Annotated in this window: 22 protein-coding genes and 1 other annotated feature; of the genes, 12 read left to right on the top strand and 10 right to left on the bottom strand. The window is 47.8% G+C overall.

The window, feature by feature from the left end; all coding sequences use genetic code 11:
- Window positions 1-296: 296 nt before the first annotated feature.
- From ADU23_RS05290 to ADU23_RS05275, 4 genes are all read left to right on the top strand, one after another.
- On the top strand, window positions 297-911 hold the full coding sequence (locus tag ADU23_RS05290; RefSeq protein WP_063845948.1) for a DUF1349 domain-containing protein: 615 nt from the start codon (window positions 297-299) through the stop codon (window positions 909-911).
- A 396-nt stretch (window positions 912-1,307) separates the two neighbouring features.
- Complete coding sequence (locus ADU23_RS05285; protein WP_053372788.1) at window positions 1,308-2,168, top strand: amino acid ABC transporter substrate-binding protein; 861 nt, start codon at window positions 1,308-1,310, stop codon at window positions 2,166-2,168.
- A 52-nt stretch (window positions 2,169-2,220) separates the two neighbouring features.
- The gene (locus ADU23_RS05280; protein WP_053372787.1) at window positions 2,221-2,889 is read left to right on the top strand and encodes an amino acid ABC transporter permease; all 669 of its coding nucleotides are present in this window, start codon (window positions 2,221-2,223) and stop codon (window positions 2,887-2,889) included.
- Window positions 2,890-2,903: 14 nt separating this feature from the next.
- The gene (locus ADU23_RS05275; protein WP_053372786.1) at window positions 2,904-3,656 is read left to right on the top strand and encodes an amino acid ABC transporter ATP-binding protein; all 753 of its coding nucleotides are present in this window, start codon (window positions 2,904-2,906) and stop codon (window positions 3,654-3,656) included.
- 63 nt (window positions 3,657-3,719) lie between these two features.
- Here the strand turns inward: ADU23_RS05275 and ADU23_RS05270 are convergent, their stop codons facing one another.
- Window positions 3,720-5,762, bottom strand: a complete 2,043-nt coding sequence (locus ADU23_RS05270) for a methyl-accepting chemotaxis protein (RefSeq protein WP_053372785.1) — start codon at window positions 5,760-5,762, stop codon at window positions 3,720-3,722.
- Window positions 5,763-5,973: 211 nt separating this feature from the next.
- Between ADU23_RS05270 and ADU23_RS05265 the strand changes: the two genes are divergently transcribed.
- Window positions 5,974-6,489, top strand: coding sequence for an RNA polymerase sigma factor (locus ADU23_RS05265; protein ID WP_053372784.1), 516 nt, complete (start codon window positions 5,974-5,976; stop codon window positions 6,487-6,489).
- On the top strand, window positions 6,473-6,889 hold the full coding sequence (locus tag ADU23_RS05260) for a hypothetical protein (RefSeq protein ID WP_157265621.1): 417 nt from the start codon (window positions 6,473-6,475) through the stop codon (window positions 6,887-6,889). The genes ADU23_RS05265 and ADU23_RS05260 overlap by 17 nt, the downstream gene beginning before the upstream one ends.
- Window positions 6,890-7,085: 196 nt before the next feature.
- Here the strand turns inward: ADU23_RS05260 and ADU23_RS05255 are convergent, their stop codons facing one another.
- From ADU23_RS05255 to ADU23_RS05225, 7 genes are all read right to left on the bottom strand, one after another.
- Window positions 7,086-7,967, bottom strand: coding sequence for a DMT family transporter (locus ADU23_RS05255; protein ID WP_053372782.1), 882 nt, complete (start codon window positions 7,965-7,967; stop codon window positions 7,086-7,088).
- Between the two features lie 116 nt (window positions 7,968-8,083).
- Window positions 8,084-8,860, bottom strand: coding sequence for a 3'-5' exonuclease (locus ADU23_RS05250; protein WP_053372781.1), 777 nt, complete (start codon window positions 8,858-8,860; stop codon window positions 8,084-8,086).
- A 94-nt stretch (window positions 8,861-8,954) separates the two neighbouring features.
- The gene (locus ADU23_RS05245) at window positions 8,955-9,446 is read right to left on the bottom strand and encodes a DUF1648 domain-containing protein (protein WP_053372780.1); all 492 of its coding nucleotides are present in this window, start codon (window positions 9,444-9,446) and stop codon (window positions 8,955-8,957) included.
- A gap of 150 nt (window positions 9,447-9,596) precedes the next feature.
- Entirely contained in the window at window positions 9,597-10,487 is an 891-nt protein-coding gene (gene pstA / locus ADU23_RS05240) for a phosphate ABC transporter permease PstA (RefSeq protein ID WP_053377476.1), read from the bottom strand.
- 14 nt (window positions 10,488-10,501) lie between these two features.
- Window positions 10,502-11,464, bottom strand: a complete 963-nt coding sequence (gene pstC, locus ADU23_RS05235) for a phosphate ABC transporter permease subunit PstC (protein ID WP_053372779.1) — start codon at window positions 11,462-11,464, stop codon at window positions 10,502-10,504.
- A 170-nt stretch (window positions 11,465-11,634) separates the two neighbouring features.
- Entirely contained in the window at window positions 11,635-12,498 is an 864-nt protein-coding gene (locus ADU23_RS05230; protein ID WP_053372778.1) for a phosphate ABC transporter substrate-binding protein, read from the bottom strand.
- 19 nt (window positions 12,499-12,517) lie between these two features.
- Window positions 12,518-13,918, bottom strand: a complete 1,401-nt coding sequence (locus ADU23_RS05225) for a stalk domain-containing protein (protein WP_053372777.1) — start codon at window positions 13,916-13,918, stop codon at window positions 12,518-12,520.
- Between the two features lie 349 nt (window positions 13,919-14,267).
- Between ADU23_RS05225 and ADU23_RS05220 the strand changes: the two genes are divergently transcribed.
- The 5 genes from ADU23_RS05220 (at window position 14,268) to ADU23_RS05200 (ending at window position 18,698) form a co-directional block, all read left to right on the top strand.
- Window positions 14,268-15,101 (top strand): sugar phosphate isomerase/epimerase family protein, encoded by an 834-nt coding sequence (locus ADU23_RS05220; protein ID WP_053372776.1) that lies wholly within the window; start codon window positions 14,268-14,270, stop codon window positions 15,099-15,101.
- Window positions 15,094-16,221: a Gfo/Idh/MocA family protein gene (locus ADU23_RS05215; RefSeq protein WP_053372775.1), complete on the top strand. Its 1,128-nt coding sequence runs from the start codon at window positions 15,094-15,096 to the stop codon at window positions 16,219-16,221. The genes ADU23_RS05220 and ADU23_RS05215 overlap by 8 nt, the downstream gene beginning before the upstream one ends.
- 51 nt (window positions 16,222-16,272) lie before the next feature.
- A complete protein-coding gene (locus tag ADU23_RS05210) occupies window positions 16,273-17,463 on the top strand; it encodes an MFS transporter (RefSeq protein WP_063845944.1) in 1,191 nt (396 codons plus the stop codon).
- Window positions 17,464-17,542: 79 nt separating this feature from the next.
- Window positions 17,543-18,223 carry an S-layer homology domain-containing protein gene (locus ADU23_RS05205; RefSeq protein WP_053372773.1) on the top strand — a complete coding sequence of 227 codons (681 nt, stop codon included), beginning with the start codon at window positions 17,543-17,545 and terminating at the stop codon, window positions 18,221-18,223.
- A 259-nt stretch (window positions 18,224-18,482) separates the two neighbouring features.
- Window positions 18,483-18,698 carry a hypothetical protein gene (locus ADU23_RS05200; RefSeq protein ID WP_053372772.1) on the top strand — a complete coding sequence of 72 codons (216 nt, stop codon included), beginning with the start codon at window positions 18,483-18,485 and terminating at the stop codon, window positions 18,696-18,698.
- A 178-nt stretch (window positions 18,699-18,876) separates the two neighbouring features.
- On the opposite strand, the gene ADU23_RS05195 is transcribed toward ADU23_RS05200, so the two are convergent.
- A complete protein-coding gene (locus ADU23_RS05195; RefSeq protein WP_053372771.1) occupies window positions 18,877-19,218 on the bottom strand; it encodes a hypothetical protein in 342 nt (113 codons plus the stop codon).
- Window positions 19,219-19,442: 224 nt separating this feature from the next.
- Window positions 19,443-20,132 (bottom strand): class I SAM-dependent methyltransferase, encoded by a 690-nt coding sequence (locus ADU23_RS05190; RefSeq protein ID WP_053372770.1) that lies wholly within the window; start codon window positions 20,130-20,132, stop codon window positions 19,443-19,445.
- A 247-nt stretch (window positions 20,133-20,379) separates the two neighbouring features.
- Window positions 20,380-20,617: a binding site (T-box leader), on the top strand.
- A 53-nt stretch (window positions 20,618-20,670) separates the two neighbouring features.
- Between ADU23_RS05190 and ADU23_RS05185 the strand changes: the two genes are divergently transcribed.
- Window positions 20,671-21,858 carry an aminotransferase class I/II-fold pyridoxal phosphate-dependent enzyme gene (locus tag ADU23_RS05185; protein ID WP_053372769.1) on the top strand — a complete coding sequence of 396 codons (1,188 nt, stop codon included), beginning with the start codon at window positions 20,671-20,673 and terminating at the stop codon, window positions 21,856-21,858.
- Window positions 21,859-21,903 lie beyond the last annotated feature (45 nt).

The following is a 21,903-nucleotide window of genomic DNA, read 5'->3' as shown; positions in this document are numbered from 1 at the left end:
GTGAACTACAAAAAGAAGGCCGGTAATCCTCTTTCTATCGAGAGGTTACCGGCCTTCAATATTTGGGCTTCATTGTCGAAATGTTTTAAAAGGCAGATCGTGTTTTAATTGATTCTTTCGATTCCAAGTAGCGGAAAATCCACCGTTGCTTAAAGTGGATGGATATGCCAAAATTGTTTACGATGTACTGGCGAAGAGAGTTTGCTACTCATGATAAGGAAGTAACTCTGAACGCTGATTATTGTTTAGAAATAATAGTTCCTAATTAAATATGATTTTATCGGAGCAGGGAGTGGATGTTGGTGAATTTATTTGAAAATGGCTTAAAGCAAACGGCAATTTCCGATTTGAAATGGATGAACGAGCCTCAAACGTGGGCATTTGATGATAGCAATGAACTGCGTGTTTCAGCTCCGGCGATGGGAGATTTCTTCATAAATCCATCCGGAGAAGAGGTTAAGTCGTCTGCGCCATTCCTATATGCGACCGTACAAGGCGATTTCGTCATGACGACCCGCGTCAGCGTGGAAATGAAGGAGCAATACGATTCCGGCTGTCTGATGGTGATGGCGGACGACCAAAACTGGGCGAAGCTGTGCAATGAGTTTTTTGCAGCGAAGCGCTCTATAATAAGCGTTGTGACCAAAGGCGACTCCGATGATTGCATTTCGGGAGAAGCGGGTACCTTAAAGCCATATTTGAGAGTGGCTAGAGCAGGGAATTGCTTTGCGTTTCATTATTCTGTTGACGCTGAAAATTGGAATTTGGTGCGTTACTTCGGAATGAGCTGTCCGGGCGAGCTGAAGGTTGGCGTAGTCGCGCAATCGCCAATTGGCAATGGCTGCGAAGTTTTGTTTGAGGAGTTGACCTTTTCCCGACAAGAGCAGAAGGATATTCGCATCGTCGAATAAAACGTGCTTTAAAGATTCCGTGTGGGTAGATTGACGCGAATCGCGATAATAGAGGCCGAGAAGCTAGTATTGGCATTTCGGCCTTTACTCATCGAACATAGTGCTTCTTCGAAGGATGATCCCCATCTTAACCCCTGCAGCAAGCCTTGCAATAAATCCATTACTCCCTTAAAAGTGAGATGCCTTTGCGCGATGATCAACAATTTACCTATAAGTTTTTGAGAGTTAATGACTATAAGGGGCGTTTTCAATACCAATAAAGTGAGCTAAAAATTAAAATTGATAATTCCAATGAGAATTATCGGAAAAAGGATTGACACAGCATTCCCCGCGGTATACTATTCACTTAGTCGACATGTAAATCCATGACGGATTATGAATAGCGAGGGGAATAATATGAAAAGAATAAGCACACTAACATTGTTAATAGCACTAACTGTATTGCTGCTAGCAGCTTGCGGAGGCAAGAATGAGAATAAAAATGGCGGAACGCAGGAGCCGGCGGTCAGTCCGACTGCGGAAGCTGCAAGCACGGCAGAACCAGCACCGGGGCAAGCGGCATGGGATGCCATTAAAGCAAGCGGCAAGCTCCGTATTGGGACAGAAGGCACTTATGCGCCTTTCACATTCCATGATGATTCTGGCAAGCTGACTGGATTTGATGTCGAGATTGCAGAAGAGATTACTAAGCGCCTTGGCCTTAAAGCTGAATTTATTGAGACGCAATGGGACTCCATTATTGCTGGACTTGATGCTGAGCGCTTCGATACGATCTTTAATCAAGTAGGGATTACGGATGAACGGAAAGAGAAATACGATTTCTCCGATGATTACATCGTCTCCAAAGCGGTATTGATCGTTGGTGAAGAGAACACGGATATCAAAACGTTCGCTGATCTGAAGGGCAAGAAGGCAGGGCAGTCACTGACGAGCAACCTTGCTGACATTGCTCGCGAGAATGGCGCAGAAATTATTTCAACAGAAGGCTTCAACCAGGCGATCGATCTGCTCGCTTCGAAGCGAATCGATGCTACCGTAAATGACGGACTATCCTTCCTTGATCTAAAGAAACAAAAACCTGACCTGCCGCTTAAAATAGTTGCAGAATTGCCGGATGCATCCAAAAACGCTGCTCTATTTAGAAAGGGCAATGAAGCATTAATTCAAGCCGTAAACGGCGCGCTTGCTGAGATCAAGAGCGACGGCACTTATTTGAAAATATCAGAGAAATATTTTGGAGCCGACGTCTCTAAATGATGAATGCTGCCTTGCTGACTAACAGCCTATAGGCGTAAAGGATGCATAGATGATGACTGATCGTCAAATACAGATTCTTATAGATTCGCTGCTACCCCTGCTTAAAGCAGGGGTAGCTTTTACAATACCGCTAACATTAATCTCTTTCACTTTAGGTTTAGTGTTAGCCGTTGCTACTGCTCTTGCAAGGTTATCTTCTATAGGGGTACTGCGGCAAATTGCACGCTTCTATGTTTGGATCATTCGCGGGACACCGCTGCTTGTACAATTATTTATTATCTTCTACGGTCTTGCTTATGTAGGGATTATATTAGATCCGTTCACCGCTTCTATTATAGGATTCTCGCTTAGCGTAGGTGCCTATGGCTCCGAGATTGTGCGTGCGGCGATTCAGTCGATTCAAAAAGGGCAGTGGGAAGCTGCCTATTCACTCGGAATGACAAGGTGGCAGGCGCTTCGGCGCGTTATTCTTCCGCAGGCTGCGCGCGTATCGATACCGCCGCTTGGCAGCTCCTTCATAAGCCTGGTAAAGGATACTTCCCTTGCGGCTAGCATAACGTATGTGGAAATGTTCCGCGTTGCGCAGCAGATTAACGCAGCCAAATTCGAGCCGCTTCTGATCTATTGCGAGGTTGCGGTCATCTATCTGCTGTTCAGCTCTGTACTGTCGTGGCTGCAGGGCGTTACGGAGAAACGATTGGCACGGTATTCCGCCAGCTAAGGGAGTGAGCGAAGATGATTGAAATACGCGATTTGCATAAATCCTTCGGCTCGTTAGAGGTTCTGAAGGGAATAGATTTAAAGCTGGAGAGGGGCAAGGTGCTCACGATTATCGGCCCATCCGGATCGGGGAAAACGACATTGCTCCGGTGCTTCAACCTTCTGGAAGTGCCAGATCGAGGCGAACTCACAATCGGTGAGCAAACGATGAATTTCCAAGCAGGCAAGAAGCCACGGGAGAAAGAGGTTGTCGCCCTGCGCAAGCAAACGGGGATGGTATTCCAGTCATTCAACCTTTTTCCGCACAAAACAGCGATTGAGAACATAATCGAAGCGCAAGTAACGGTGCAGAAGAAAAGCAAGTCTGATTCTCGGAAGCTCGCGACTGAGCTACTTGATAAGGTAGGTCTCGCAGATAAGGCTGATTTCTACCCGCATCAATTGTCAGGCGGACAACAGCAGCGGATAGCCATTGCAAGAGCCATGGCTGTTGAGCCTGAAGTGCTGCTGTTCGATGAGCCGACATCGGCGTTAGATCCTGAGCTGGTGGGAGAGGTGCTTAAAGTGATCAAGCAGCTTGCAGCGGACGGGATGACGATGATCATCGTTACCCATGAGATGAGGTTCGCCGCAGACGTAGCGGATCGGGTCATCCTAATGGATGGCGGAGTTATCATTGAAGAAGGGCCGCCAGAGAATGTGCTGGAAAATCCTCGAAGCGAACGCGCCATTCAATTTTTGAATCGAATAGCCAGCTATGAAATTTAACAAAAGAACAATCAACTAAGGGGGATGCTGCGCTAATGCGCAGCATCCCTTCTTGTTGATCCGTTATATTTTGAATTTGCCGATCAAGCCGTGTAGTTCCTGGGCCAGCATGCTGAGTGACTCTGCGGACGAAGTTACTTCTTCCATCGACGCTAGCTGCTCTTCGGAAGCGGAAGCTACGCTTTGCGTGTTATCAGCGGCTTCCCTTGCAATGAAGGCGAGCTGTACGACAGCAGCCGATACTTGCTCGCTGCAAGCCGACATTTGCTCGGATGCGGCTGACACCTCCTGTACTTGGCCTGAGACTTGCTCCATTTGTGTCATAATGTCATGGAAGATTTCTCCCGTTAGCTGCACGGCTTTGGTTCCTTCATGCACTTCCTTGTTCCCTTGATGGATCGAGGCGACTGCACGCTGCGTCTCCATCTGGATCGACTTGATTAGCGAAGCGATTTGATCGGTCGCTCTGAGCGTTTGTTCTGCCAGCTTCCTTACTTCTCCAGCTACGACAGCAAATCCACGTCCATGCTCGCCAGCTCTAGCTGCCTCAATAGCCGCATTGAGCGCCAATAAATTGGTCTGTGTACTGATACTGCTAATCACATCGATAATTTTACCGATTTCTTGCGACTGCTCGTCCAGCGTGTCCATGATATGGGCGGATTGATCTACGGAATCGCGAATGGACAGCATTTGCTGAACCGTCCTTTGAATGAGTCCATTTCCTTCAAAGGTTTTGCTGGACACGATATTGGAGGATTCGGAAACCGCGGTTGCCGACTCTGCAATTCTCTGAATGCCGACGGCCATTTCCTCCATGGCCCTTGCCGTATCATCGGAGCTTTGCACTTGTGTCTCGGAGCCTCCGGCTACGACTTGCATCGATTCGGTAATCATCTCTGTCGCTTTGCTTGTCTGATCTGCGCTCGCCATGAGCTGCTCGGAGGTTGAGGCAACGTGCAGAGAGTGACCCGACACTTCGCTCAACATCGATTTGATTTGCAAAATCATCCGATTAAACTGGTGTGCCATTTGCCCGAATTCGTCTTTGCTGCGGATAGATAACGATTGCGTGAAATCCCCTTCGGCTAGTGTAGAAGACAAACGGTTCACTTTCTTGAGATTATTTGCGATAAATCGGCTGTACAGCCATATCGTTGCGATAATAATTGCAATCCCGATAAGACTGACGATCAAAAGCACCCTCAGCATCTTAGATAATGGTTCCTTTAATTCTTGATCCGGGATGATGAGCAGCAGCGTCCACTCCAATTGCGGGATTTTCTCGTAGTACACATGATTAAGCCCATTGTCATCGGAATAAGTCGCTTGCCCAGTTACGCTGCTAAGCAGAGCCTCTGAAAGGGAAGCGAATGAGGGGTTGGGGTCCTGGCTGACATTCATTTTCATAATCTTGTCCGTATCAGGCCCGGCTATGTACTGATTTTGCCGATCTAATAAGATGGCCCACCCGGTGTTTCCGACCTTAGTATTTTTTACAAGGTCTTGAATGGTGACCAGATCGATGTCTGCTGTAACCACGGCTATCAGTTGTCTGTTCGTATCGTATGCGGGAACGGCTACCGTGGACATCGTTACATTGGTGGCAGCGTCATAATACGGGTTCGTATAGGCGAGGCTTTTGTCTGTGTTAACGCCGGTTTTGTACCATTCTTGATTCAGGTAATCGTACTTTGGATCGCTGTATTCCTGAGTGAACGCGAGCTTGCCTTGATCCTTATATCCGTATGTAGAGGCATATTTGGTCCCTTTGATGAAACGGTTCGGTTCAAAATAAATGCCCATGCCGAAGGTGTCGTCATTGGATTGAAGCACGTTTCCGATCATCTGATCGTACTGCTTAAGCGAGAAGCTCGAGGCGTATCGCTCAATCGCTCTGGCGAAAATCTCTGCCGTCTTGCTATGGGCAATAAAACGGTTGTCAATTCGGTCGATCGTGCCCTTTATTTGCTCGGTCATCGTTCTTTCCGTTTCGTTCAGAAACAGGGTGTTCGAATAAAAATAGGATAGAACAGACACAGCAATGAGAGTTAACAGAACCAGCGGCAAAATCGTTAATAAAGTCTTCGTTCGAATGCTCTTCATGAAACCCTCCGTTGTTAGTGAAATTTCTGCATAAAAAATGGTCATTGTTACTTTTTCTATTATATAATTAGACAAAATAAGACAATATCCTTCAAAAAATAGTTCTCTAGTTCTAATTTAATGCTTAGAAAATTTTGCGATAACGCTGGTTTAACAAAACTTACTCCGAGAGCAGGAAAACATGGCAAACCACGATCAAAGGAGGTGCCAGATGACCGCAAACAACCAGCTCGATGATTCGCTTCTGCCGCTCTATTCGAGGAAAATATTCGGCTTCGCCCTATCCAAGACGGCACATGAACAAAATGCAAAGGATTTATCTCAGGAGATACTGCTGGTACTGTACCGATCGCTTCTAACGGGCAAGCAGGTGGACAACATGGACGCATGGGTTCACACGATCTGCTGCTACACATGGAGCAACGGACTTGCTTTTCAAGGCTCGCATTTGAATGACAATTTTCTTCTATGGTCGCTGCTGACTTATGCGGTATGGAAGCAGTATTATAAAGTGAAAGATCAAGCCTATTATGATCAATATCAGCCGGATGAAAGAAAAGATGGCGGGAAATACATCGTAAACGCTTCTATTGTATATAGCGAAGAGGAATATAAAACGAATTTGCCTGATTACGAAATCGTACGAAAATATGCGACGAACGGAATCAAAACGCGCAGCAGCGAATATTGCGGCGGCATCAGCTTGAATCGTGGTGGCTCTTATTGAAAGCGGGGAAACCCATACGGATTATGACCGGCTTATCTTTAGCAGATTGGCTGAGAAGGGACTTATATCTATGGAGGATGGCAAGCCGCAATGCTTGATTCCATTTTTTAACGCCGTTCAGCATGCAGCGCTGCATCGTATTTTGGATCAAGCGTTCAGCGATATTCATTTTAAAGCAAAAGCGAATCAAATTAACGAGGATATGATCGTCATATGGAGAAGGGACTCGCCATCGTTCATCTCGGATAAGGAGATCGTGTATAAAGCGATGGTGGATGGCTCGACGCTCTTTTTTGCTGTTATGGAGGATTTGGAGAGTAAGGGCATACTACCAGCGCCTGCGGTTGCGGAAAAGTGCCGCCTTAGCACGATAGTTTGGCGGCTTCCCGATAAGGCTTAGCAGATAGAAAAAACGGAATGAAAAATAGAGCTAGAAACTAGCACTATTTCACTCAAACAAGCCGAAATTGCAGAAATAAGACTAGAAATTAGCCTTATTTCTGAACACGTCACCTGCCAAAAGAGCGAGCTTCCTTCCAACCTGCCAGATCAAAAATCTTTCCGAGAACATATACTGCTTAGGGACAATCCCGCTTTCACTCTTCTTTGCCATGGCGAATGAAAAGCCATACGCCGAACAAAATTAGCGCGCCAGCCGCGAGCTGATAGCCCGTTAATGCTTCCTTCAAAAGCGCCCAAGCGAGCAGGGAAGCGATGACAGGCTCGCCAAGCACGGACATCGATACGGCGGCGGCACTCATATGCTTGAGCAGCCAGTTGAACAAATAATGGCCAAACAACGTCGGAACGATCGCGAGCAGCAGAAAGATGCCCCATTCCTTCGGGCTGTAGCCCGTAAAGGAGTTGCCGCGAACGATGTTGTAGAAGGCGAGTGCCGTGGCGGCAAGCGCGAATACCCAGAAGTTATAAGCAAATGCGCTCATATCCTTGCGCAGCTGCTTGCCGATCAGCATGTGCACGGCTACAGCAGCCGCGCCCAGCAAAGATAGCACATCGCCGAGCAGCGCTTCTCTCGAGAGGGAGAGGTCGCCTGATCCGATGACAACGGAGCCGATGAGCGCAATGCCCATCCCCCAAAGCATCATGCGATTTGCTTTTGTGCGGAACAGCCAATAAGAGCCAAGCATGACCATGACCGGCTCCAGCGTCAAAATAACAGTAGAGCTGGCGACAGTCGTTAGCCGCAGTGACGCCATCCAAAGCAAAAAATGCAGTGCCAGCATGATGCCGGAGGCCGTTAACAGCCGCCACTGCCTTGCGGTGAGATGGAACAATTCCGCCCGATATTTCCAGACGAGCGGGAGCATAATAAGGTTGGTTAAATACAACCTGTACATCGCGATCACGGCGACGTCGGCGTCAGACCAACGAACGAATATCGAAGAAAAAGAGATCGCGATAATGCCGATAATGTAAAGCAATTCATGGGTAGCAAAAGATTTGGTGCTGCGGTTCATAGCTGTTGATTCTCCCATACTTAAAAACCCCTAGCGTCCCATTGCAGCAGCGGCAGCTGTTGTTAATAGGCAGGGGTTTATTTCATATTATTAATCGCATGAAAACATCGGATAAACTATCCGGCTTGTCCGGCTGAAGGCTTCGCTGCTTTCTCCAGCTCTGCGTCGAAGTATTGCTGCAGCTCTGCTACCTTCCGCACGTCCTCAAAGGAGGCTTTGCCGGCGAGGTAACGCTCAGCGAAAACTTCCCATTGCGGCACAATTTTTTGCGCGTTCATCGATCGAATCGCATTTTTGACCATTCTGCGTTCCTTCGCATTCGTGTACATATCCTTGAACTGCTGCTTGAGGTCAAAATCCAGCTCGCCAAAAATTTTGCGGAACACTTCGGCTGTCATGCGTGCATCATCAAGTGCCCGGTGCGCGGAGCCTTCTGCCGTTATTTCGAGATCGATGAGAGCCGCCTCGACGCTGACATCGTTCGTAACGTTCTTGTAGCGAATATAGCCCTTTAATAGGTCAAAATAATCGGCAGCCATCCAGAAGCTGTCATCGAGCTTATGCATACGCGTATCGAATACAATTCGCTTTAAATCCTCGCCGCCCCATGTGAAGAGCAGGAAGCTGTCGCTTTTTTTGAGCCAAGCGGTAAAATCGCCAATCACTTTCGGGAAGCGGCTCGCGGTATCGATATCTTCCTGCGGGATGCCCGTTTTCTTCTTAATGAAGCTGTTTAGCTTGGAGAAATAAATCGGTTTGATCAAAGCGGAAAATTCATCGGTTTGCTCAAGCGAGCTATTCAAACGAACAGCGCCGATCTCAATAACCTCCATGGGCAATTCGCTTGCAAACTTGCGTCCATTAAATTCAATGTCGAGTATAATATAGTCCAAAATCTTAACCTCCGATAGATAGCCTGTGTTCTCCATTCTATCAGAAAACGTTATCCAGATGGAAACTACAATATGGTAGAACGACTTTACCCGTTTATTTTCTTAATTTCATGACATAAAAGACTACGGTTGCTAGCAAGATGACGAGTGCGATCGGGATGCGCCATATGCCAATGCCAGAGGTAATCCCCAAAGCGTCTTGAATAACGGCCCACTGCACGTAAGCGAATATCGCCACGAGGTCAAGCTTGATCCAGCTTAGCAGATAGATCGAGTTCTTGTACTGATAAGGAGCATTTTGATCCGTTATCGGAACCATGTAGTTGAATTGATGAGGCACCTTTCGCAATAGCGTTAGGCCTATAAAGATAAGAAGGGCAAAGATAGGCAGGATGAACAAGAAGGCTTTGCTTCCCCAGCCATCAGCTTCGCCGCTGCCATTGAAGTGAATCGCAATCGTTTGCGGAAGCTCGGACCATTTTACGATTAAATAGACGAAGGAGAAGAGCAAAATAATAATGGACAGCCCGTCATGCCATCTTTCAAGATTCGTTTTTGGAATGACGAGCTTTGGTAATTTGGACAATATGCAGCACCGCCGTTCATTTCGTAATGAGATTACCCTTTAATTATACCTTGAATTTGTATCTTTTGGTAACAACTATAGGATAAAGTTTCCATGAAAAAAGCCTTCAGCATCAGCCAAATGGGCGGATACGGAAGGTTTTTTTCTCACCTATGAACGTTTCGTACGGCGGGAATTAAGCCATAGCGGAATGCGGAAAACTAAATTGATGAGCAGGACGACAAACACGAGCACGGCTGCTGCTTTCTGGGCAATTTCCTGCGCATCGCCTACGATGGCTTCGGATTGCACATACCAGAGATGAACGGCTAGCGTAGCGCCTGGCGAGAAGAGGCTGAAATCCCACATTTCGCCGGATGTCGTAACGCCAGCGGTGAGGATGATAACGGCACTCTCGCCAAAAGCGCGGCCAGCAACAAGGCAAATGCCCGTTATGATGCCGTTAAGCGCAGCCGGGATAAGCGCGCGCGTTATCGTTTGCAGATGGGTGCCGCCTAGCGCGAACGAAGCGCTCTTCAGCTCCTTCGGCACCGAACGGATCGATTCCTCGGTTACGCGGGTTAGAACGGGCAGGTTAAGAAAGGCAAGGCTGACTGCGCCGCCGAGAATGGTTAAGCCAATCTCGAAGTATTCAACGAATAACGCGATTCCGAACAAGCCGAAGATGATGGAAGGAACCGAAGCGAGCCCCTCTACGCAAATTCGCACGAAACCGATCAGCTTGTTGTCAGGAGCGAATTCCGCCAAATAGATTCCTGCAGCCATCCCGAGCGGGATCGAAATAAGCAGAGAGATAAACAGGATGTAGAAGGAGTTCAGCAGGGTCGGGCCTATGCCGCCGCCCTCATCGATTTCGCTTGGCAAGCCAAACAAAAAGTCCCAAGTGAGCTTCGGGAGACCATCTTGCAGAATGAGATAAAGGAGCCCGAAAATAAACGCGATAATAAGGACGCCAAGCGACCAAACGATGCCGGTGAATAAGCGGTCTTTTAGCCGGTTAAGTCCTTTTTTGCCGCTAAAGGGATTCGTTAAAGGGTTCATGTCTATAGCTTGCTTCATGCTTGAGACCCCTTTCTTTGAAGCCAGCGAATGGCAACGATCATAAGCAATGAGATAACGAGGAGCAGGAAGCCCATCAAGTAAAGAGCGTAGTTCCACGTCGAGTCAAAAGGTACATTCGATATTTGCATAACGATGTTGCTCGTAAGGACGGAGGTTGGCTTAAGCAGGCTGTCAGCCAGCTGCGGCGTATTTCCGATAACCATGACGACGGCCATCGTCTCGCCGACCGCGCGGGCCATGCCGAGAATAACGGCGTACATGATGCCGCTTTTGGCTGATGGAATGAGCACTCTCCATACCGTTTGAAACCGAGTAGCGCCAAGCGCATAGGAAGCGTCGCTGAACTTGGCAGGGACCGCGCTGATCGCATCGTCGCTAATGCGGCTTACGGTAGGCAAAACCATGATCGTAAGCACAAGCGCTGCTGCAAGCAGGCCATCGCCCATGCCGCTTCCGGTAACATTTCGAATTAATGGGATCAGCACCGTTAAGCCGAGGTAGCCGTAAACGACTGAAGGGATGCCAACGAGCAAGTCCAGTACCGGGCGCAGCATGTTTTTTAGCCAAGCCGGAACGAATACGGACAGAAATACAGCAATGATGAGAGAAATCGGCACGCAAATGAGCAGCGTTAATGCGGTCAGTGCAAAGGTGCCGAAGATGAAGATGAGCGCACCGTATTGTTCGTTCTCAGGGTTCCACTCCGCAGAGAAAAAGAAGTCCGCGAATGAAATTTGTCCAAACGTCAGTACGCCGGTCCGGAACATAAGCAGCAAAATGAGAAAGAGGATAAGGCAAACAAAGCTTGCGGCTGCTATGCACAAATAACGGAAGAGACGGTTCGTGAAGAAAAGGCGTGACCTGCGGTCAAAAGGCTTGCTGCTGCCAGCTAAAATCGCCTTGCCGAGCTCTGCGTTGATACGCGGCTGCGGGCCGGCATGAGTAGATTCCAACATATGAATAGGCTCCTTCAAGCGAAATCGACTGTAGCCGGCCGGTTGGCAGCTTAGCTCGTTTCGCGGTGAAATATGAACGGGGCAAATAATTAAAATCTTATGTTTTGGAAGGAAAGAACGGCCGGCTTAGGCGCTCATTTGCGCAAGCCGGCCGCTCTTTTGATTCCAATCTATTTAATTGCCGAGATCGGAATGAATTTAAGCTTTTTCAGCGATCCGTTTTGGAACTTCGTGCCTTGTACATATTTGATGAATTCTTTAGTCGCGCCAGTAGGCTCGCCTTTAGTCATGTAGTAGCCGTAGCCCCAAACTTTGTATTTGCCGTTAATAACGTTAGCTTCAGTTGGTGCAATATCGTTGATTTTTACAGCTGTCATTTTGTCTGTTACGTAAGCAAGGTCCATGTATCCAATCGCATTAGGAGTCGTTTCGATTGTGGATTTCATGTCGCCGCTTGTTTTTACTTCTTTGTAGTTGTCGCCTTTAGTCATGAAATCAGTGCCGTCAAGCGCTTTGTCTTGGAAGTTAACGCGAGTTCCAGATCCGAAAGTACGGTTTACGACGATGATTTGAGCGTCTGCGCCGCCAACTTCTTTCCAGTTTTTGATTTTTCCGGAGAAGATGCCTTGCAGCTCTTTCGTTGTTAGGTTTGTTGCTGTAACGTTTTTGTTTACTACTGCTGCGAAAGGAATAACTGCAACTTTATGAGCGACTTGGCCATCGAATTTTTTGAAGCCAGGTACATCCTTCGAAGCGTCCCAGTCTACAGCGCCGATGTTAGCGATGCCTTTGCGTACAGCTTGCGGTCCAGTGATCGAACCGGCAGCGGATGCGGAAATTTTCACTTTAGGGTTAAGCTTTTTGAATTCATTAGCCGCTTGAAGCGTCAATGGAAGAAGTGCGGAAGAGCCGTTAATTACGATTTTGCCGCTTAGCTTGCTTGCTGCTGTAGCTGTAGGAGTGGATGCTGGAACTGAACTGAAGCCAATTACGGCAATAAGCGCAGCGATTGTTAATTGTTTAAACCATTTCATTAGGAATGACCTCCATTAATTAGTTTGTGATGTTTTTCCATTTGCCTTGCGTGGATACGGCGAGTTGTCCATCAATAAGAGCTGCGATATCCGAGTTGCCGGAAACGATCAATTCCGATGCACTGTCTGAAACCGTCTGTACGAGCTTGCTAGTGCCAGCCGCGCTATCGATCTCGTAGATCGCATTTGTGCTGTTGCCGTCAGCAGTAAGCAGGAACAGCTTGCTTCCGCCTTTAACCAGCTCATACACGTCTTTGTCAGCGAACAATGGCGTGCTTGCTTTGCCTGTATTATCAACAGTAACCAGTTGGCCAACGCTTGCTTCGTCCGCGCTCACGCTTACGTAGCTAACTTTGGATCCGTCTGCAGCCAGCTCAAGGAATACTTTATCTGCCGTATCTTTCGTTAGCTGTACAGGCTTATTGTTTGCAGTTGCAGCGTTATAGTAGTAGATTTGCGGCTCAGTGCCAGTAGCATCGATCGCTACATCATCAAGATCTACTTCTTTGCTGCTGTCAGCCGTAACTTTCGGTTGTTTGAAGACGTAGAATGCAAATTGCGTGCCGTCATCAGAAACCTTCAGGTTCGCTTTGTAATCTACTTTGTCTTCCAGCACTTTAGATACTTTGCCATCAGCTACAGCAACTTTCGCGATAACAGAGCTTTTGTCGCCTTGCAAGAAGAAGAGGGCCGAGCCGTCTTTTGCCCAAGTCAGTTCATTTTTGATCGAGTTGTCCGTGCTAACTTGCTTCGCTTGTTTTGTGCTCAGGTCGATGATGAACACCGCGCCGTTAGGATCGGAGTAAGCCGCGCTTTTGCCATCTGGCGAAAGAACAAGCTCAGAAGCGCCTTCTGATGCGAGCAGCAGCTCGTATTTTCCAGAAGCTGCATCAACTAAGTAATCTTCACGGCCTTCGCCTGCCGTATTGGAAACGATCAGCTGGGAAGAGTTAACCCAAACCGCATGCTCTGCTCCAGGAAGAAGCTTAATCGTGTTAATTGTGTTGTCTTCGTAGGTGCCGCCAAGCGCTTGAACGAATGCGGTTGGTTCGATGTAAGTGGAGTAAGCGACTTCTTTAGCAGGGTGCTGAAGGGGAGCTGCTACACCATTTACTGTGATCGTTTTGGAAGCAATTTTCAGCTTCAGCGTGGTTTCGCCTAGCTTTACAACCACCGTATGGTCGCTGTTAATGTGAAGCGTAGCGCCAACTGCATTGACGATGTCACGAACAGAAGCTAGCGTAACGCCACCGTCTACAACCGTACGAATGGAAACCGGATTTGCATTAACGAGAAAGTTCGATTGGCTAACTTGTGCTGCTTGGCTGCTTGCTGCCGTTTGTGCGAAGATCGGAGTAACTGCTGTTGCGCTAATTGCCGCGGCGATCATCGAAACTACCATTGCTTTTTTCATTTGCATGGAATAGGGTCACCTTTCTCAAATGGGGTTTTTTATTGTAAACCGAATCTCCGACAGCCTTGGTCGGTATGTATATTTGGCTAGATCCCTCCCAGGCGGCGATAATTCGTTACATTACTTATGTTTGGTTTCTAGTTCTACCTGATCATAACAGCGATTTATCATCCCATTATTTAGAAATTGTATTGAATTTGTAAAGAAGAGGGGGAATAGAGAACTAGTTTCAGTAATTCTTCCATTAAAGTAGAAATTTCCCCCTCAATAAGAAGAAAGTGCACCGAAGCCTCTTTTACACGAGGTTTATAATGGGGATGACTGCAAATCTATTCGCCAATTGGAGGATTAATCGATGAACATATCAATCGGAGGCTATTCATTCAATAACACGTATTTGGAAGGAAAGATGGATGTATTCGGTTATTTGGAAACCGTCAAATACCGCTATCGCATGGATGTCGTTGATTTGTGGAATGGATTTTTTATAGATAGAGGCAGCAAGCCTATAATGAAGCTGGCCGATGAAAGCTATATCCGGAAAATACGCGAGGCGCTGGACGAGAAGGAAATGCGAGTGGTTAATTTGGCAATCGACGGCGCTCATTTGTGGGACCCGGACGAGGAGATGCGCCAGCATTTGTACGATAATGCGCTGCTGCATTTGCGGGCGTCTGTGCTTTTAGGCGCAGAGACGGTTCGTATTGATACGGGCGGCAGTTATCAGGATTGGGAGAAAATGGGCGAGGCTCAGTTCGAATATACAGTTAAGCGCTACCAGCAATTTGCTGCTTATGCAGCAGACCATGGTTTTTTAATCGGACCAGAGAATCATATGGGTGCATCGCTTGACCCGAATGAAATGAAGCGTCTCGCGGAGGCGGTCGATCATCCTTCCTTCGGATTTCTAGTTCATCTAGGTCGTTGGAAGGTGGATCAAGCGGAAGGGGACCGGATCGTTGCGCGATGGGCCTACCATACTCATTTTGACGTGGAGACGGCGAATTCCGACCATGCCATTGAGACGATTCATATGCTTCAGGAATCAGGCTATAAGGGCTATTGGGGAGTAGAATACAACGCGCCAGGCAATCAGTATGTAGAGACGGAGCTGCTTATTTCCAAAGTGAAAAAGCTGCTGGTGGACGCAGATCAACAATCAGGCAGAGGAGCTCAGCACGATGAATAATATTCGAATTGGCATTATCGGAGTAGGACAGATCGGCAAGATGCATATCGAAAAGTACAAAAGCATACCCGGTGCTGAGCTTGTGGCTGTGTGTGACGTGAATGAACTGGAAGCTAGGCGCGTTGCTGAACTGAACGGCATTCCGCATGTATATTCTGATTTTAGGGAGCTGCTGAAGCACGAGGATTTGGATGCGGTGGATGTGTGCCTGCACAACAATTTTCATGCTCCGGTAACGATTGCTGCGCTCCAAGCAGGGCTGCATGTTTATTGCGAGAAGCCAATAGCAGGAAGCTATTTCGATGGCAATGCGATGGTCGAAGCCGCAAAAGCTTACGGAAAGCAATTGCATGTACAACTATTTACGTTATATGGTAAAGATACAAAAGCGGCAAAAACGTTAATTGACGGGGGCATGCTCGGCAAGCTCTACCATGCGCGCTCGACGGGCTTCCGCAGAAGAAACCGTCCGTTCGTCGACGGCTACGGCACGCCTTATTTTACGCGGAAGGAAACAGCGGCAGGAGGCGCTTTGCTCGATATGGGCGTCTATCATATTGCGCAGCTTCTCTATTTATTAGGAAATCCGCAGGTGGAGAGAGTCTCAGGCAAGCTGTACCAAGAGACGGATATGCTGGAGGAGAGAAGGGAGCAAAGCGGATTCGATGTCGAGGAGCTCGCTGCGGGCTTTGTTCGGTTTGCAGGCGGCTTGACGCTTGATATCGTAGAAGCGTGGGCCGTACATATGGGCGGCTTTGAGGGCAGCAGCATCGCCGGCTCCAAGGGCGGCGTACGCTTGCCGAATGAGCAGACGGGAGCGGCTGCACAGCCGTTCAGCTTCCACAGCACCGTTTGCGATATGGATATGGACAGCACGCTGGATTTGGATATGATGGATTTGCGCAGGCATCGGCTGTACGAGAATGAGGAGGCTTACAATTCCTCGCAGCACAACTGGGTAGCGGCTCTGCAAGGCAGAGTTCCGCTCCTGCCAACAGCGGAAATCGCGCTGAATACTATGCTAATTAGCGAAGGCATCTACATGTCGGAGGAGCTTGGACGGGAAGTCAGCGCGGAGGAAGTGATAACGCGCTCGCGAACGTCCGCCGTTGAACTATAATCATGGGAAGCGGGCAGCTAACGGTCTGACAGCGGGATGAAGGGCAACATTATGAACCAGAAACGATCGTTTCATTTCATTAAAGCGTTTAATTTCTTTGTCTACGGCGCGATTGCCGTCTACAGCACTTTTTTTGCGATTTATTTGCAATCCATTGGCATGTCAACCATGGAGATCGGTACATTAATGGCCGGCGGGCCTGTCGTCTCCATTATCGCGAATCCGTTATGGGGCTATTTGAGCGATCGGCTTCGCAACGTCAAACGGTCCTTGATCATTATGCTCATAGGCAGCATGCTTATCATGCAGCTCGTATTTTTGTTCGAATCCTATACCATCATTTATACGAGTATGCTGTTCTTTTTCTTTTTTCAAATGCCTTTATTCTCGCAAACCAACAGCTTGATTCTAAATAGCATTGAGGGAACAGGGCTAAATTTCGGCGCATTTCGATTGTTTGGCTCGCTCGGGTGGGCGCTAATGGCTGTAGCGGCAGGACCCGTTATCGGTCAGATCGGCATTGAACGGCTTTGGATCATCTACACGGTAATGATGCTTATCTCGCTCGCCTTTGCCTTCACGCTGCCGAAAGGCGAGGTGAAGGGGGCTGCGCCTGCAGGCAAGGTTAACTATCGCTCCATGTTCGTAAACCGAACCTTTTTGTTGTTCCTAATCATTGGTCTTGTTATCTCGATTCCTAACTCTATGAATTCAACTTTCATTACGCTCTATATTAAAGAAATGGGAGGGGACGCTTCTTTGATTGGCTGGTCTGCCTTTTGGTCGTCAATCTTTGAGATCCCGATATTTCTGCTGCTGGATCGCTATTTGAAAAAAAACGCAAGGACGATGGTGCTATGCCTAATCGTCATCAGCGTGCTGTTCACGCTGCGCTGGTTTCTCATGTCGCATACGAGCAGCGCGGAACAAATTATTTACATTCAAGTGCTTCACTGTATCACCTTCGGCGGCTATTACTATATCGGCACGCAGCTGACCGTGCTGCTCGTTCCGGCTGAATTCAGAGCTTCGGGCCAGGCGGTCTATGCGCTGACATGGGGTGGCTTATCCGGCATCGCGGCTGGCATTATCGGAGGTTTTGTATTCGAGCAATCCGGTCCGCAGGCGATGTACCAGTTATGCAGCATTTTGGCGGCGGTCGGAATCGTTGGTTTCGCACTGCTGTTCTCTAAGCTGCACAGATCGCTCAAGACGGGCAAGGAAATAAGCACGAGCGCATGACGCTTGCAACCTTTTCTAGCGTAGGGTCGTTCAAGTAAGAGAACGGACAACGCCAACTAATCAGAAGAGGTGAACGACCATGAAAAAACGTTGGAGCACTGCCATTGCAGCGGTCGCGGTCATGCTTTCTGCATCTATTGCAACACAAGCCTTCGCGGCAGGCCCTTTTGGCGATATCGCGAGCGTAAGCAACAAAGCGAAGATTGAAGCTCTGCAGCAGCAAGGCATCATTAAAGGGGTGAGCGATACGGCATTTCATCCAGAAGATAACCTGACTGCCGCGCAAGGCATTTCCCTAATCGTGAGAGCGACGCAAATCAGCCTCGCCGCTATTGATTTCAACAAAGCGCCTACTGCAGACGGGTTCTATACAAAAATAAATAATGACGTTTGGTACGCTGAGGATTTTGTCATTGCCCACTATAATGGTCTGGATATCCCGGCGGATATTGATCCGCAGTCACCGCTTACGAAGGAGCAGTTCACGCATTACCTCGTGCAAGCGCTCGAGCTTACAGGCCAGTATCCGACGGTCAAAATGTTCATTCCGATTCAAGACGAGCAGGATATTACGGTAGCGTACCAAGGTACGATCCAGCGTGCGCTTCTGTACAAAATCGCATCTTTGGATGAAGCAGGCAAGTTTGATCCGGCACACAAGCTGACACGCGCCGAAGCTGCAGCTTCCTTGTACGATGCGGTTAGCTTTATTGAAGCGCATAAGGATGATGCCGCTCCAGAGACGGGCGCAAACGGTTAATATTTCGGGTAAATGAAAAACAGCTAATCAGGAGCTTTGCTAAAGCGCTTGATTAGCTGTTTTTTTACTAAGATTTATATACATTTATTGTCCGAGCATCGCGATAATTCCAAGCGGAGTAATAAGAATTAAATGTGTAATCTTTATTTATAACATATCTGCAATTAAAAAATCAAGAAATAAATGCAAAAAAACCTTGAATTTTATTCCAGGCTGTAGTATCTTCAGTATAGTAAAAGATTAAGGGAGGTGAACGGGGATGGAAAAGATGGCAATGCAAATGATGATGAACATGTGCATGGATGAAATGATGTGCAAGATGAAATCGATGAAGATGATGATGGACATGATGATGGAAATGAACATGATGGACAGCATGGATATGAACATGATGATGATGAAAATGCAAGAGTGCGACGAAATGTCTACAATGATGATGAAAATGATGCGCGACATGGAGCAGGTATCGATGTAAGCATATGATCTATGAATCTGGCCATTCATAGACCGCAACGATGTGGTTTCATCGGCAGAGCAGTTCGCTGCATGCCATTGTTCATAGCTTGATCCTACATAGCTAAGCAGAGCAGATCACTGCATGCCGGCTTTTTTTTATTTGGAGACCTTCTGTTATTTATCCTCGAAATTTTACTCTAAATCGTGTAGTGGGCTTTCAGCTTGCTTGCGATCATGACACGTTGAAGCTTAAACTCCCAAACCTTATCCCGCAGCTGTTTTTGCTGCTGCTCCGAATGCTGCGAATGACGAAGCTGTTCATATATTTCAAGCATTTTGCGATTAATGTTATCGAACCGAAGCCATAGATCCACACGAATGCCATGCTCGATTTCAAGACGAATATGGTTGTCTTTCGCTTGTAGATTTTGGAGAATTTGCTGCTGCCATTCGGCATCTCCGATTTTCACGGCAAAGTTGTATAGATCCAAATAATCATCAACCCATTTTGCTGCTATTTGTTTCTCGGAATACGTCATGCAGGTCAGCTCCAATCTCCGTAACGTTCGTATACCTAGTATTATACTCGGAATTAAAGGGAATGCAAGTGGTTTGTTTGAAATAATATAAGAATAGTCGGATATACGAAAAACAGAGTCGCAATAAGGCATTTAAGCGTGGCGGCTGAGTTTGCGCGGACAGCGGAATTAATTCCAACCTATAAGATTGGGATTAATTCCGCTGCTTAAAATCGGATTGAAAATTAGGAGAAGCACGGGCCTTTAAGAGCAGCAAAAACAGCAAACCCATGATGCTTGTATACGCAATCGGAGTGGGCAAATCCAGCCTCGCGAAGCCAGTCAAGCTGATCTTGGACGGTTGCGTTGATGTCGACTTTCCGGCGCTCGATTGAAGCTTCAATCGCGTCATTGGCTAGGCCGCTTTGCTTGATGGCTGCCTGCCATTGCGTCATGTAATAGTTATCCCAATACGGTGTCGTACCGGCCGCTTGATCGGCGTTAACGAAGCAACCTCCGTCAACTAACAGCCCATGGATGCTGCGCAGCAGCGCTCGTTTGGCTGGATGCGTCAGATGGTGAATGGACAGCGAGGAGATGATCGCATCGTATTTTCCGGTATAAGGGTAGGTTGTATAATCGGCTGCAATATAGCTGACGGAAGGATCATCGCCGAAGCGCAAGCGCGCACCCTTCAGCATTTCCTCGCTTAGATCGATTAAAGTAAGAGAAGCCTTTGGGTTCTTGCTGCGTATGAACGAGGCGAATAACCCCGTTCCTGCTCCTAGATCCAAAATGCGCGGAGCCTCGTTGTCGCAGTTTACCATGTCGGTCGCAATGCCGTAAAAATCATCAAAGCAGGGAATAAGCTGGCGGCGCTGACGATCATATTGGGGGGCAACCGCATCAAAATGTTGTTTTACGATATCACTCATACAATAGCCTCCTCTTTGTGGATGGTTTGATTTTCTCTGCTGCTTTTCCGTGTTAGGTTAGTTGTATCTTACAGCTGCGCTATTCATAAGTGAAATATATAAAAAGAATAAACTTTATAGTTTAAGGCTATTAAATGAACTCGGACTAGCAGCTAAAAACTGGGTATTGCGCTTCCTGTTTTTTGGTGTTATCATTGGTAAAAAATTTGCGATTATCGATGATTTCATACAACAAGCTAAATAGCTTTTACATTCAATGACGAGAAAGAGTACGTTAAGAGCCTGATCGAACAGAGAGTTGGGGCAGCTGAAAACCAACGTTCGGGCGCTAGCGGAAAGCCATCTCCGAGAAGCAGGCTGAACGAGAGTAAGCTCTGCCGCATTTCCAGCGTTAACGGGAACATGTATTGATTGATACATGAGCGGAGTGTCGCGCTTTGTGCGCGAAACTAGGGTGGTAACACGGGTGGAGACTCGTCCCTTTATAGGGACGGGTCTCTTTTTTGTTTTCTTAACAACCTTTAGGAGGAGTATAGGTATGAAAACATGGTCGATGAACGAGATGATTTCCCCGGTGGTGCAGCAGATTCCGCCTTCGGGCATTCGCAAATTTTTCAGCATGGCAGAGGGCAATAAGGATATTATTTCGCTTGGCGTAGGGGAGCCTGATTTCGTAACGCCGGAAAATGTCAGGGCTGCCTGCGTCCGTGCATTGGAGCTCGGCAAAACCTCTTATACGCCAAATGCGGGACTTCTTGAGCTTAGGGAAGAGATCGCCAGCTATTTGTACAATGGCTTCCAAGTGAAATATGAGCCAACGAATGAAGTGCTCGTGACAGTAGGGGGAAGCGAGGCGATCGATCTTGCGCTGCGGGCATTAATCGGGCCTGGCGACGAGATCATTGTGCCCGTTCCAAGCTATATAGCTTATTCGCCTATTGCACAGCTTAATGGCGGGAAGACCGTCGAGGTCGAAACGTTCGCGAAGGATGAATTTAAACTGAAGGCTGAAGCTTTGCAGGCGGTGCTGACGCCGCGCTCGAAGGTGCTCATTATTAACTACCCTAATAATCCGACAGGCGGGATCATGACCCTGCAAGACTGGCTGCCGATCATAAAGCTTGTGGAGGAAAACAACCTTATCGTCATTTCGGATGAGATATATGCAGAGCTGACCTATGATGAGAAGCATGTGAGCTTCGCCTCGCTGCCGGGGATGAGGGAGCGAACGCTGCTTATAAGCGGCTTCTCCAAAGCTTTTGCGATGACGGGCTGGAGGATCGGTTATGCTTGCGGCCATCAGGAGCTAATAGCTGCGATGCTGAAAATCCACCAATACACCGTCATGTGCGCGCCTATCATCGGTCAGATCGCAGCGATTGAATCACTGCGAAACGGCTTGGAGGCGAAGGACATGATGATGGAGTCATACGCTCAGCGTAGACGGATGTTCGTGAAGAGCCTTAGGGAAATCGGCTTGCCTTGCCATGAGCCGCGAGGAGCGTTTTATGCGTTTCCGTCGATTGCGCACACGGGACTTAGCTCCGATGATTTTGCGCAAAAGCTGCTGTTCGACGCAGGCGTGGCTACCGTGCCTGGGCATGTGTTTGGTCTTGGCGGCGAAGGGTTCATTCGCTGCTCCTACGCATCCTCCGTATCCAGGCTTACGGAAGCAGTCGACCGAATCGATCGCTGCTTAAAGGCTTCAGGCCTGCCGCGGATATGAAGAAGGGGGCCTGCGAAAGGCCCCCTTGCCGTCAAAGCAATACTA

This window comes from Paenibacillus sp. FJAT-27812 (assembly GCF_001273905.1).
Lineage (GTDB): Bacteria > Bacillota > Bacilli > Paenibacillales > Paenibacillaceae > Pristimantibacillus.
This window is presented reverse-complemented; position numbering and strand designations above follow the sequence as displayed.